The organism is Glycomyces sp. NPDC046736, assembly GCF_040645615.1.
GTDB lineage: Bacteria > Actinomycetota > Actinomycetes > Mycobacteriales > Micromonosporaceae > Glycomyces.
The window spans coordinates 81607-94937 of record NZ_JBEYYO010000009.1 but is presented as its reverse complement, the minus strand read 5'-3'; the positions used below and the strand labels follow the sequence as shown (position 1 = coordinate 94937).

The 13331-nt window shown below is 68.5% G+C and carries 11 protein-coding genes; 1 reads left to right on the top strand and 10 read right to left on the bottom strand.

Going from position 1 to position 13331, the window contains the following annotated elements; all coding sequences use genetic code 11:
• Positions 1-17 precede the first annotated feature (17 nt).
• From map to AB0B28_RS11170, 10 genes are all read right to left on the bottom strand, one after another.
• Complete coding sequence (map, locus tag AB0B28_RS11215) at positions 18-914, bottom strand: type I methionyl aminopeptidase (RefSeq protein WP_360119663.1); 897 nt, start codon at positions 912-914, stop codon at positions 18-20.
• Positions 915-1291: 377 nt separating this feature from the next.
• Positions 1292-1825: a hypothetical protein gene (locus AB0B28_RS11210; RefSeq protein ID WP_360119661.1), complete on the bottom strand. Its 534-nt coding sequence runs from the start codon at positions 1823-1825 to the stop codon at positions 1292-1294.
• A 222-nt stretch (positions 1826-2047) separates the two neighbouring features.
• On the bottom strand, positions 2048-3229 hold the full coding sequence (ispG, locus tag AB0B28_RS11205) for a flavodoxin-dependent (E)-4-hydroxy-3-methylbut-2-enyl-diphosphate synthase (RefSeq protein ID WP_360119659.1): 1182 nt from the start codon (positions 3227-3229) through the stop codon (positions 2048-2050).
• Positions 3230-3257: 28 nt separating this feature from the next.
• Positions 3258-4523: a site-2 protease family protein gene (locus AB0B28_RS11200; protein ID WP_360119657.1), complete on the bottom strand. Its 1266-nt coding sequence runs from the start codon at positions 4521-4523 to the stop codon at positions 3258-3260.
• Positions 4524-4536: 13 nt separating this feature from the next.
• Positions 4537-5736, bottom strand: coding sequence for a 1-deoxy-D-xylulose-5-phosphate reductoisomerase (gene dxr, locus AB0B28_RS11195; RefSeq protein ID WP_360119820.1), 1200 nt, complete (start codon positions 5734-5736; stop codon positions 4537-4539).
• A gap of 36 nt (positions 5737-5772) precedes the next feature.
• Entirely contained in the window at positions 5773-6618 is an 846-nt protein-coding gene (gene purU, locus AB0B28_RS11190; RefSeq protein WP_360119655.1) for a formyltetrahydrofolate deformylase, read from the bottom strand.
• Between the two features lie 123 nt (positions 6619-6741).
• Complete coding sequence (locus AB0B28_RS11185; protein WP_360119653.1) at positions 6742-8037, bottom strand: ABC transporter substrate-binding protein; 1296 nt, start codon at positions 8035-8037, stop codon at positions 6742-6744.
• A 33-nt stretch (positions 8038-8070) separates the two neighbouring features.
• Complete coding sequence (locus AB0B28_RS11180; protein ID WP_360119818.1) at positions 8071-8847, bottom strand: carbohydrate ABC transporter permease; 777 nt, start codon at positions 8845-8847, stop codon at positions 8071-8073.
• A gap of 91 nt (positions 8848-8938) precedes the next feature.
• Positions 8939-9940, bottom strand: a complete 1002-nt coding sequence (locus AB0B28_RS11175) for a sugar ABC transporter permease (RefSeq protein ID WP_360119651.1) — start codon at positions 9938-9940, stop codon at positions 8939-8941.
• A 214-nt stretch (positions 9941-10154) separates the two neighbouring features.
• Complete coding sequence (locus tag AB0B28_RS11170; protein WP_360119649.1) at positions 10155-12323, bottom strand: MMPL family transporter; 2169 nt, start codon at positions 12321-12323, stop codon at positions 10155-10157.
• Positions 12324-12489: 166 nt separating this feature from the next.
• Between AB0B28_RS11170 and AB0B28_RS11165 the strand changes: the two genes are divergently transcribed.
• A complete protein-coding gene (locus AB0B28_RS11165) occupies positions 12490-13260 on the top strand; it encodes a TetR/AcrR family transcriptional regulator (RefSeq protein WP_360119647.1) in 771 nt (256 codons plus the stop codon).
• Positions 13261-13331 lie beyond the last annotated feature (71 nt).

Here is a 13331-nt window from a genome sequence, read left to right as displayed (position 1 = left end):
CGACGGGTCCTTTTCGTTTAAGCCTGGCCTTCTGGGGTTCCGGCCGGGGGGCCGGAGGTGGGCAGGGTGAGGATCTCGAAGCCGTCGTCGGTAACCAGGAGCGTGTGCTCGAACTGGGCGGTCCATTTGCGGTCGGCGGTGACGGCCGTCCAGGTGTCGTCCCACATCTCGTGCGCGGCGGTGCCGAGGTTGATCATCGGCTCGATCGTGAAGGTCATGCCGGTCTCGATGGTCCGGTCCAGGCCCGGGTTGTCGTAGTGGGGGACGTAGAGCCCGGAGTGGAACGCGGTGCCGATGCCGTGGCCGGTGAACTGGCGGACCACGCCGTAGCCGAAGCGCGAGGCGTAGGCCTCGATGACCTTGCCGACCACGTTGAGCTGGCGGCCGGGCTTGACGGCCTTGATGCCGCGCCACGTGGCCTTCCAGGTGCGCTCGACGAGGTCGCGGACCTCGGGGGCGACGTCTCCGGCCAGGAAGGTGGCGTTGCAGTCGCCGTGGACGCCGCCGATGAATGCGGTGATGTCGACGTTGACGATGTCGCCGTCCTCGATCACCGTCGAGTCGGGGATGCCGTGGCAGATGACCTCGTTGAGCGAGGTGCAGCAGGACTTGGGGAAGCCGCGGTAGCCGAGCGTCGAGGGGTAGGCCCCCAGGTCGCACAGGTACTCGTGCACGATCCGGTCGATCTCGTCGGTGGTGGTGCCGGGCACGGCGGCCTTCCCGGCCTCCACGAGGGCGTCGGCGGCGATGCGCCCGGCCGTGCGCATCAGCTCGATCGTCTCGGCGTCCTGCACGTCGGAGCCGGTGAACGGCTGCGGCGCGGGCTTCCCGACGTATTCGGGGCGGGCGATGGACTCGGGGACGCTTCGGCGCGGACTCTGCCGGCCAGGGCGCAGCGCGGGACGGGAACTCATTGGCACAGCCTAAAGCCAAGGCCCTCGGGACCTGCGGGGCCGCTGTGACTCCGTTACCGAGACGACGCCGAAATAGCCCCGCAGCGGAAGGGAAAACCTCTTGCGTTTCGGCTCGGCACCCGACATTCTGAGTGCACCGGCGAGCCGACCAGGCAGGCCGGACCCGCGCAGGCCCTCCTGCCGAGCCGACGCGGGGCGCCGCTCCCGCGGAAGTCCGCGACCCGGCTGCGACCGGGCCGCGGTGTACGACACCTCCCGCGGTCGAGCGCCCCGCCTGTCCAACCCATGCGGCGTGCAGCCGCCCCGCGTCGGCTCACCACTCCCCCAAGGCAGCACGACGGCCCGCGCATTCGATGCGCGGGCCGTGTCGTGGCGTCTCAGGCCGCTTCGAGGGCCTTGGTCGGCGCCTCGGGCTCGCCCTCGGCGGCGGCCACCATCTGGTTCTCGGCGGTGACCTCCTGGGCCAGGCGCTCCCACAGCATCCCGCCGGAGTGGGCGATCGCGCCGATGATCGAGGGCACGAACGGCAGCACCCAGTCGGCGAGGAACCCCGAATGCGGCATGTTGATCACCAAGATCGCCGAACCGGCGCACAGCAGGCCCTGGAGCGTGCCGCGCCAGGCCGCGCGGGTGCCGTCCATGACCGCCTCGCGCCGCTCGGTGGCCGGGTCGTGGAACTCCGAGAGCCCTGCCGCGTCCCGCCGCCCCAGATACGCCCCCACGACCGCCTGCACGGCGGTCCCGGCGACGACCGCCGCGAGGAGACTGTTCTTGGTGACGACGAGAATGAGCGCGAAGAGCAGGCCGCCGCCGAGGATCGTCAGCACGCCCCGGATCCAGTCGACCTTCTCGCCGGGGTACCAGTAGTACTTGGTGACACCCTCGGATATCTGACGTTCGAACTTCCCCATGCCGGTGGCTCCCTCATTCGGCTGGCGCGGGCCTAACTGGACACGAATGTCATTATGCGCGGCCCCGCCCGGCGGGCAGGCGGAATCCCCCGAGTCACCGAAGTGGAATTTCACACAAGAAGCGCGCTATGTCCGTTTCAATGGGCTGCCAGGGGTCGCTCAGCTGGCATTGCGTTCCAGCCTAAGGGAAGTGAGCGCCGACGGGAAGTCGGCGATCCGACACTAGTGGACCTGGACGACCGGGCCGGTGAGCCCCTGGAGCTCCTCAGGCAGCTCGGCGCCCATCTCCTCGGCGAGGCGCACGGCCTCCTCGATGAGGGTCTCCACGATCTGCGACTCGGGCACGGTGCGGATGACCTCGCCCTTGACGAAGATCTGGCCCTTGCCGTTGCCCGAGGCCACGCCGAGGTCGGCCTCGCGGGCCTCCCCGGGGCCGTTGACGACGCAGCCCATGACGGCCACGCGCAGCGGCACCGGCAGGCCTTCGAGCCCGGCGGTGACCTGCTCGGCCAGCGTGTACACGTCCACCTGGGCCCGGCCGCACGAAGGACACGAGACGATCTCCAGGCCCCGCTCGCGCAGGCCCAGGGACTCCAGGATCTGGTTGCCGACCTTGACCTCCTCGACCGGCGGGGCCGAGAGGGAGACGCGGATGGTGTCGCCGATGCCCTCGGCGAGCAGCGCCCCGAAGGCCGCGGCGGACTTGATGGTGCCCTGGAAGGCGGGCCCGGCCTCGGTGACGCCGAGGTGCAGCGGGTAGTCGCACTGCTGCGACAGCTGCCGGTAGGCCTTGATCATGACCACCGGGTCGTTGTGCTTGACCGAGATCTTGATGTCGCGGAAGTCGTGCTCCTCGAACAGCGAGGCCTCCCACAGCGCGGACTCGACCAGCGCCTCGGGGGTGGCCTTGCCGTACTTCTGGAGCAGGCGCTTGTCGAGCGAACCCGCGTTGACGCCGATGCGGATCGGGGTCCCGGCGGCCTTGGCGGCCTTGGCGATCTCGCCCACCCGGTCGTCGAACTGCTTGATGTTGCCCGGGTTCACGCGGACCGCCGCGCACCCGGCGTCGATCGCGGCGAACACGTACTTGGGTTGGAAGTGGATGTCGGCGATGACCGGGATCTGCGACTGCTTCGCGATGACCTTCAGAGCGTCGGCGTCGTCCTGGGTGGGACACGCCACGCGCACGATCTGGCAGCCGGTGGCCGTGAGCTCGGCGATCTGCTGGAGCGTGGCGCCGATGTCGGAGGTGCGGGTGGTGGTCATCGACTGGACGGAGACGGGCGCGCCGCCGCCGACGAGCACGCCGCCGACGTTCAGCTGCCGGGTCTGGCGGCGCGGGGCGAGCGGCTCGATCTCGTGCTCGTGTCGCTTGGTGGGGATACCGAGGTTCACAGCGGTCATGGGACTAGTTTTCACCCGGATTCGCGAATCAGTTGAAGATGGTGATGGGATTGACGATGTCGGCGGTGATCGTCAGGAGCATGAAGCCGCCTAGGAGGACGATGACAGCGTAGGTCAGCGGCATGAGCTTCAAGTAGTCGACACGCCCCGGGTCGGGCTTGCCGCGCTTGGAGGCGACCCAGGAGCGGAACTTCTCGTACCAGGCGATCGCGATGTGCCCGCCGTCCATCGGCAGCAGCGGGAGCAGGTTGAACACGCCGATGAAGTAGTTCAGGACCACCAGCAGCATGAAGAACATCGCCCACTGCTCGTACTGGACCATCTCGCCGCCCAGGCGCGAGGCGCCCACGACGCTCACCGGGGTGTCGTCGCCCCGCTCGGCGCCCCAGATCGAGTCCCACAGCGGCGGGATCTTCGAGGGGAGCTTGCCGAGTGCGATGAAGGTCTCCTTGAACATGTCGGCGGAGAAGGAGACGGTCTCGCCCACGCCGTCGATCGGGCCCACCGCGAGGGCGGGTTCGATGGACGGGTCGACGTAGACCCACACGCCGAGGCGCGCCACGGTCTCGGTGCCGCCGTCCTCGGTCTCGGCCACGGCCCCGTACGGGGTGAGCTCGACGGTCTGCTCGGTGCCGTCGCGGTCGAAGCCGACGGTGACCTCCTCGCCGGGGGTCAGGTCGGAGACGGCCTCCAGCAGCGAGTCCCAGTCGGTGACGGCGGTCCCGGCCACCGAGGTGATCGCGTCGCCGTCCTCGATGCCCGCGGCCCAGGCCGGGCCCTCGGTCTGGCCTTCCTCGCAGTCGCCTTGGACCGCGGCGGTCTCGGTGGCGACCACGCACGGGGCCACGGTGACGCGCGAGCGCGCCTCGGAGTCGGCCTGCGCCTCGGCGTAGGCCGGGTTGGCGGTCACGCCCACGAACGAGACGAGGATCCACAGCGCCACGAACCCGAGGAGGAAGTGGGTGGCCGACCCGGCCGCGAGCACGACCGTGCGCTGCCACAGCGGCTTGCGCCAGAACACGCGCTTCTTATCGGCCTCGGAGACCTCTTCCTCCTCTTCTTCGAGGGGGGTCATGCCGGTGATCTTGACGAACCCGCCGAGGGGGACGCCTTTGACGCCGTACTCGGTCTCGCCTTTGCGGAAGGACCACAGCGTGGGCCCGAAGCCCACGAAGTACCGGGTGACCTTCATTCCGAAGGCCTTCGCGGTGAGCATGTGCCCGAACTCGTGAAGGCTCACGGAGATGAGGATCGCCAGCGCGAACAGGACGATCCCGGAGATGTAGGCGAGCAAAGTCGGACTCCTTCTAACGCTCGGACGCGTCCAAGATTAGCCGCCGGGCGCTCGACCGCGCCCAGTTCTCGGCCTCGATCACGTCTGCGACACTTCCGGGCCGCCCGGCCTGCCCCGAGAGGTCGGCGGGGGCGGCGGCCAGGACCGCTTCGAGGGTGTCGACGATGCCCAGGAAGGGGAGGCGGCCGTCGCGGAAGGCGGCCACGGCCTCTTCGTTGGCGGCGTTGTAGATCGCCGGGAGGAGGCCGCCGCCGCGTCCGGCGGCCTTGGCGAGGGCCACGGCGGGGAAGGCGGTCTCGTCGAGCGGTTCGAAGTGCCAGTCGGCGGCCTGGGTCCAGTCGACGGGGCGGGCCGATCCGGGGAGGCGGTCGGGCCAGGCGAGGGCGTGGCCGATGGGCAGGCGCATGTCGGGCGGGGAGGCCTGGGCGATGGTGGAGCCGTCGGTGAACTCGACCATGGAGTGGATCACCGACTGGGGGTGGACGACGACCTCGATCCGCTCGTAGGGCAGGTCGAACAGCTCGTGGGCCTCGATCACCTCGAGGGCCTTGTTGACCATGGTCGCGGAGTTGATGGTGACGACCGGGCCCATGGCCCAGGTGGGGTGGGCCAGGGCCTGGTCGAGGGTGACGTCGGCGAGCTGGTCGCGGGTCTTGCCGCGGAAGGGACCGCCGGAGGCGGTGACGACGAGTTTGGCGACGCGTTCGGGCTCGCCCGAGCGCAGGCACTGGGCGAGCGCGGAATGCTCTGAGTCGACCGGCACGATCTGGCCGGGCGCGGCGGCCTCGCGCACGAGGGCGCCGCCGGCGACGAGGGACTCCTTGTTGGCGAGGGCGACTTGGCGTCCGGCTTTGAGGGCGGCGAGGGTCGGTTCGAGGCCGATGGAGCCGTTGATGCCGTTGAGCACGGTGTGGCAGGGCCAGGCGGCGAGTTCGGTCATGGCCTTGGGTCCGGCCAGGAGTTTCGGCATCTTGAAGCCACCCCCGGTCCAGTCGCGGGCGTTGGCGGCGGCGAACAGGGCCCGCTGGACGGCTTCGAGCGCGGTGGCGTCGGCCACGGCGATCACCTCGACGCCGAGTTCGAGGGCCTGCTCGGCGAGCAGACCCGCCTTGGCGCCGCCCGCGCCGACGCCGACGACGCGGAACCGGTCGGGATTGGCGCGGACGATGTCGATGGCCTGGGTGCCGATGGAGCCGGTGGATCCCAGCAGCACGATCTCGCGTTGGTCGCTCACGGGAAGCATTATCGCTTAGCGGAAAACGACGGTGGACTGGCCGTTGAGGAGGATGCGCTGATCGAGGTGGGCGGCCAGGCCGCGGGCCAGGCAGGTGGATTCGAGGTCCCTTCCGGCGGCCACGAAGTCCTCGGGGGTCATCGCGTGGTCGACGCGGGCGACCTCCTGGTCGATGATGGGGCCCTCGTCGAGGTCGGCGGTGACGTAGTGGCAGGTCGCGCCGATGAGCTTGACGCCGCGGGCGTGGGCCTGGTGGTAGGGCCGGGCGCCTTTGAAGCTGGGCAGGAACGAGTGGTGGATGTTGAGGATGCGCCCGGGCAGTTTGGCGCAGAACTCAGAGGAGAGGATCTGCATGTACCGGGCCAGGACCACCACGTCGATGTTCTCGGCTTCGATGAGGTCGAGGAGGCGCTGCTCCTGGGCGGCCCGCCCGTCGGGGCCGACGGCCAGGTGGTGGAAGGGCACCCCGGAGGAGGCGGCGAGGTCGGCCCAGTCGGGGTGGTTGGAGGCCACGGCGGCGGCCTCGCCGTGGAGGGCCCCAATGCGGAAGCGGTAGAGCAGGTCGTTGAGGCAGTGGCCCTGCTTGGAGGCCATGATGAGCACGCGGGGTTTGACGGCGCGGTCGTGGAGCTGCCAGTCCATGTCGAACTCGCGGGCGATCTCGGCGATGCCGACGGCGAGCTCGTCGCGGGTGCCGTCAGCTTTGAACTCGACGCGCATGAAGAAGCGGCCGGATCCGTGCTCGGAGAACTGCTGGGAGTCCTCGATGTTCGCGTTGCGGCGGGTGAGGAAACCCGAGACGGCGTACACGATGCCGAGGCGGTCGGGGCACGAGAGCGTGAGCACGAACTGGCTGGTCATCCGCTCAATGATACGGACGGTTCGGGTGGGGCGGCAATCGAGATGCGTCACGCCCGCATGTCGGACGCGGAGCGGGGGCGGGCCGGGCGGCCCGCCCCCTTCGGTGTGACCCGGTTCGTGTGGCTATCCGATCTCGGCGCTGACCTGCTCGATGAACAGGGCGGCGGTCTCTTCGGGGGTGGTCTGGTCGAACAGCAGGGACTCGTAGAGGCCGAGCATGATGTCGCCGACGGCGCCCGCGCCGACCGGCGGGACCGGCGGCGGCTCGGACAGGCCGGGGGTGATCGCGGCGATGAAGTCGGCGCCGATCTGCTGGTCGGCCGGGAGGTTGGGGAGGATGCGCTCGCGCTGGGCGAGGTTGGAGGGCAGGCCCTTGTCGCCCAGGGTGAGGTCGAGGGACTCGTCGCTGTTGAGCAGGAAGTCCACGAACTTGCCCGCGGCCTCCTTGTCGGAGGTGGTGCGGGCGACCGACCAGAACATGGCCGACTTGAGGAACATGCCCGGCTGGGCGGCCTCGGACTCGCCGGGGACGCGCAGCAGGAGCAGCTCGGAGTCGAGCACGGACTGGATCGCGCCGATCTGGTTGGTCCAGTAGAACTCGGTGACGCCGGTGCCGGTGGCCAGCGGGGCCTGGTCCTGCCCGGCGGCATAGCCTTCCACGACCTTGCTGGCCGCGGGGGTGGCGCCGGCGTCGCGCAGTTCGATCACCATCTGCCACCACTCGGTCATGGTCGCCTCGGAGAACCCGAGTCCGCCTTCGGGGGTGTAGAGGCTCTCGCCCTTCTGGCGCGCGAACACGTTGAACAGGGACTCGTTGTTGAACGAGACCCCGGAGTTGCCGATCGCGTCGCCGCCCGAGGACAGGTCGGAGGTGAAGCGGACGAAGTCGGCCCAGGTCCAGGTGGTGTCGTCGGGGATCGTCAGGCCGGCGGCCTCGACCAGGGCGGGGTTGACCAGGAGCGCGATGGCGTTGACGCCGGTGGCGATGCCGTAGGTCTTGCCGTCGAGCTGCCCGGACTGGATGATCGACTCCTCGACCTCGGAGAGGTCGATGTCGAGCTCTTCGAGCGGCAGGAGCGCGTTCTTGTCGGCGTAGTCGCGCAGGTACTTCTCGTCCTGCTGCATCACGTCGGGGGTGTTGTTGCCCGAGACCGAGACGTTGAGGGCGTCCCAGTAGCCGGAGAAGTCCGCCGGGCTGGGCTTGATCGTGATGCCCTCGTTCTTCGCGAGGAAGGCGTCGATGATCTGCTGGGTGTACTCGTGGCGCGGCTCCGAGCCCCACCACCAGAAGTCCAGGTCGCCGTCGCCTTCGTTGCTGTCGTCGCCGCAGGCGGCGAGCAGGGGTGCGGCGGCGGCGCCGAAGATCCCGGCCTTGGCGAGCGTTCTCCTGGAGAGGCCCGAGGGGTTGTTCGACTTCATCGTCTTCGTCCTTTCGGGACGTGTTGAGGGTGGTTACTTGATGCCGGTGGTGGCGATGCCCCTGACGAGGTACCGCTGGCCGACGAGGAAGAACCCGAAGATCGGGCCCAGTGCGACGATCGACATCGCGAACAGAGCACCCCAAGAGGTCTGGCCCGTCGAGTCCATGAAGAGCCTCAAAGCCAGGGGCACGGTCTGGAGGTCGACGTCGCGCAGGTAGATCAGCTGCGAGTAGAAGTCGTTCCAGGTCCAGATGAACGTGAAGATCGCGGTCGTCGCGAGCGCGGGCATGCACAGCGGCATGACGATGCGCAGGTAGGTGCCCCAGTAGCCGCAGCCGTCGATCGCGGCGGCCTCGTCGAGTTCGCGCGGCAGGCCGCGGATGAACTGGACCATGAGGAACACGAAGAACGCGTCGGTGGCGAGGAGTTTGGGGACGATGAGCGGCCAGAACGTGTCGACCCAGCCGAGGTTGTTGAACAGGATGTACTGCGGGATGATCACGACGTGGATCGGCAGCATGATGGTGCCGAGCATGATCGCGAAGAGCATGCCCCGCAACGGGAACCGGAGCCTGGCGAAGGCGTAGGCGGCCATCGAGCAGGACACGAGGTTGCCGATGATGGACCCGGCCACCAGGATCATCGAGTTGAAGATGTACTTCTCGAACGGGTGGGGCAGGGTGTTCCAGCCCTCGGCGTAGTTGCCCCATTCCCAGGTGGTGGGGATGAGCCCGGGGTCGGAGAAGATCTCGTCGAGCGGTTTGAAGCTGGCCGAGAGCATCCACAGCAGCGGGTAGATCATGACCATCGCCGCGATGGTGAGCAGCAGGTGGAACACGAACTTGCGCAGGCCCAGGGGGCCGCCGCCGCGTTCGACCCGGCGGGCCGGGGCCTTGGTCTCAGTCATTGTCGCCATAGAACACCCAGAATTTCGACATGAGGAAGTTGAGCGCGGTGAAGATCGCGATGATGGCCAGGAGCAGCCAGGCGATGGCCGAGGCGTAGCCCATGTTGAACTTGGTGAAGCCCTGGTCGTAGAGGTAGAGCGTGAGGAACAGGGTCGAGTCGGCCGGGCCGCCCTTGCCGCTGGAGACGATGAACGCCTGGGTGAAGGACTGGAACGAGTTGATGATCTGGAGCACCAGGTTGAAGAAGATGATCGGGGTCAACAGCGGCAGCGTCACGTTCACGAACCGGCGCATCACCCCCGCACCGTCCACTTTGGCCGCTTCGTAGTACATCGCGGGGATCTGGCGCAGGCCCGCGAGGAAGATGATCATCGGGGAGCCGAAGGTCCACACGTGCAGGATGATCAGGGTCCCCAGGGCGTAGTCGGGGTGGGAGACCCAGCCTTCGCCTTGGATGCCGAAGATCGCCAGGACCTGGTTGACCAGGCCCTCGGTGCCGAAGACCTGCCGCCACATGATGGCGATGGCCACCGAGCCGCCCAAGAGCGAGGGCAGGTAGAACACCGAGCGGTAGAACGACATGCCCCGCAGGCCCCGGTCGAGCACGATCGCGAGCAGGAGCGCGGCGGCGAGCTGGAGCGGGACCGACACGAACGTGTAGATCGCGGTGACCTTGATCGACTGGGCCAGGCGCGGGTCGTCGAGCATCCGCGCGTAGTTCTCGGTGCCGATCCATTCGCCGTAGCCGAGGCTGTAGTCGGTGAAGGACAGGTAGAACGAGGCGACCATCGGCCCGATGGTGATGACCATGAGGCCGATCAGCCACGGGGACATGAAGCTCAGCGCGGCCCAGCGTTCGCGCGAGCGGATGGTCTTGCCGACGCCCGGGCGGTCCCTGGCGGGACGCCGTGAGGGTGCGGGGCGAGCGGGCTCGGGAGGGGCGCCCGAGCGGCGCTGCCTCGGGCGCACCACAGCGACATCGTTGTCGGTCATAAGGTTTCGGGACCTTTCGGAGGGGGTTGGCTCCTAGATCACACCAGGTTATGCAACCGCTTGCCGGATGTCAATGGCTCCACTTAAATTCTTGAATGGAATTTGGGCGGTCGACACGACGAACATCCCACGACGGTAACCGATCGGCTCGCGACCTGCGAGGCAGCACGAAGGCCCGCCCGGTCGGGGCCGGGCGGGCCTTGCGAATCGTTGCCTAGACCTTCATCGGGGTCCGCTTCTCAAGGGGCTCAACGGAGTCGTCGGTCTCCTTGATGCCGTACTTGGAGTACAGCTTCGCGAGCGGCCCGGGCACCCACCAGTTGGCGCGGCCCAGCAGGCGCATCGTGGCCGGGACCAGGAGCATCCGCACCACCGTGGCGTCCAGGAAGATCGCGATCGCCATCCCCAGGCCGAGCATCTTCATGAAGGTGATGCCGCTGAAGGCGAACGCCCCGACCACCACGATGAGGATGAGCGCCGCGGCGGTGATGATCGACCCGGTCGACTGCATGCCGCGCAGCACCGCGGTGCGGTTGTCCGCGCCCTTGTCCCATTCCTCGCGGACCCGCGAGAGCAGGAATACCTCGTAGTCGGTGGCCAGCGCGAACAGCAGCGCGATCATGAGCAGCAGGTTCGACGGGTCGATGAAGCCCGAGGGCGTGAAGCCGAGGAAGTCGGAGAAGTTGCCGTCCTGGAAGATCCACACGATCACGCCCAGGGCCGCGCCCAGGGACACGGCGTTCATCAGGACGGCCTTGAGCGGCAGCAGCACCGAGCCGAACGCGAGGAACAGCACGATCATGGTCACCAGGACGATGTACCCGAGCATGTAGGGCAGGCCGTCGCCGATCGCGTCGAGCATGTCGACCCGGTCGGAGGCGCCGCCGGTGATGTAGAGGTCGGCGCCCGGGACGGTGATCGCGCGGGCGTCCTCGATGAGCTCGCGGGCCTCGGCGCTGAACGGGTCGAGGTCGTAGAGCACGTCCAGGAGCACGGCGTCTGCGGTCGGCTCGGCGGCCGGGCGCACGTCGTCGACGCGGTCGAGGGCCAGCAGCGCCTCGGTCGCCTCGGCTGCGGCCTCGGGTCCCCCGCCGAAGACCATGACCTTGAAGGTCTCCTCCTCGCCGCCGGGGAAGTCGGCGGCGATGGTCTCGGTGACCACGCGGGACTCGGCGTCCTCGGGCATGTCGCGCTCGTCCACGCCGCCGAACTGCACCCCGAGCACGGGGCTGGCCAGCAGCGCCATGAAGGCGAGCACCGGCAGCAGGACCAGCACCGGGCGGCGCATGACGCCGGAGGCGACGCGGTGCCAGAACCCGGAGTCGGTCTTGGCGACGGCGTTGCGCCGCCAAGGGAGACGCCCCTTGTCGACGCGGTGGCCGAGCAGGTAGAGGATCGCGGGCAGGACCACCAGGGCCGAGAGCATCGCGACGCCGACGGCGGACATGACGCCGTAGGCGATGCCGTGCAGGAACGGCACGTCGACCAGGAGCAGGCCGACCATGGACAGGACGATGATGAGCCCCGAGACCATGACGGTGCGCCCGGCGGTGGCCACGGTGCTGAGCACCGCGGCGCGCTTGTCGCGACCGGCGGCCAGTTCTTCACGGAACCGGCGCAGCACGAACAGCGAGTAGTCGATGGACATGCCCAGGCCGATGATGGTGATGACGTTGGCGGCGAACACCGAGACGTCGGTGAACTCGGTGATGACGCGGGTGATCGCGAAACCGCCGAGGATCGACAGACCGCCGATGAGCAGCGGCAGCGAGGCGGCCACGAGGGCCCCGAAGACCACGATCATGATGAGCAGCAGGATCGGCAGGGAGATCATCTCGGCGATCTCCAGGTCGTGCTGGACCTGCTCGTTGAGGTCGGCCCAGACCGCCGCGCCGCCGCCGAGCCGCACGTCCAGGCCCTCGGTGTCCCCGGCCGCGCGCAGGTCGTCCTCGATCAGCTCGTAGGCGTCGGCCCGCTCCTCGTCGGAGGCCCCGGCCAGCGAGATCGCCGCGAACGTGGCGTGGCCGTCCTCGGAGACGAACGAGGGCAGCCCGGTGTCGAAGTAGGAGACGACGCTCTCGACGCTCTCGATCGCGTCGATGTCGGCCACCGCGCCGCGCACGGCGTCGGCGAAGGCCGGGTCGTCCACGGTCAGGTCGTCGGAGGAGTACAGGACCACGACCTCGGCGCCGGTGGCGCCGAACTCGTCCTCGATGGCCTCGGCGTCCTGCACCGACAGGGCGTCATCGGAGACGAAGCCGCCGTCGGTGAACTCGTCGAAGACGCCGACGCCCCAGGTCGCACCGATGGCGAAGACCGCGGCGGCGCAGGCGAGGATGAACCATCGCGCTTTGATCACCGCGCGGCCTAGCAGGGAATACATGAGTCTCTCCTCTGGGTTTCCTCGATTGGAGGCTGTGACCGCTGGTGCCCGACGTCGACCCGGCGGTAAGATGGTGAGCATTGATTAGAAAGCTAACGGTGTTCACTTTAATGAACGCCCCTCGTAGAGTCAACGCCGTTAACAAAGTTGTAGTCTGAGGAGAGCAGTGACTTCGAACACCGCGGGTGGCCCGACCCGTCGCGAGCGGATGCGCGCCGAGACCATCGCCGAGATCAAGGCGAGCGCGAGGGCCCAGTTGGAGGAGTCGGGGCCCAGCGGTGTGTCCCTGCGGGCGATCGCCCGCGACGTGGGGGTGACCCCGGCGGCCCTCTACCGGTACTTCGACAGCCTCGACGCGCTGCTCACCGAACTGTGCTGCGACTTCTACGACGAACTTATCGCCGTCACCCGCGATTCGATGGACGCATCGCCGCCCGAGGCCCACCTCGAACGGATGAAGGCCTGGGTCTGGTGCTTCCGGTCCTGGGCCGTGGCCAACCGCCGCCGGTTCGAGCTCATGCTCAGTTTCCCCGAAGGCGACGGGGCCCTCACCCTCGACGGCCGCAAGCTCGAAGACGGCTTCGAGGCCCTCGACCCGGTGACCCGCCGCTCCCTGGAGCACTCGCACCTGTGCGGGAGGGAGCTCGCCGCGTTCTGGCGCCAGACCGAGGCTGAGGGAGGCACCGCGCCGGGCGGGCCGCCCATGCCGGAGGTATCCGAGGCGCTCGCCGAGGAACTCCAGGACAAGTGCTCGCGGTTCATCGTGGGCGAGCAGGTCCCGCTGCCGTGGATCTACTCGTTCGTCTCAGCGTGGGTGCGGGTGTTCGGCCTGGTCGTGATGGAGGCCTTCGGGAGCCTTCCCGTGCAGGAGAACGTGGACGAGTTCTACAAGACCCAGGTCATGACGATGCTGCGCGACTTCGGCATCAGCGAGTGACGCGCGAAGGGCCGGTCCGAGACGGACCGGCCTTTCACTCACGACTTACGCCGAGGCGTCCTCGGCGGGGC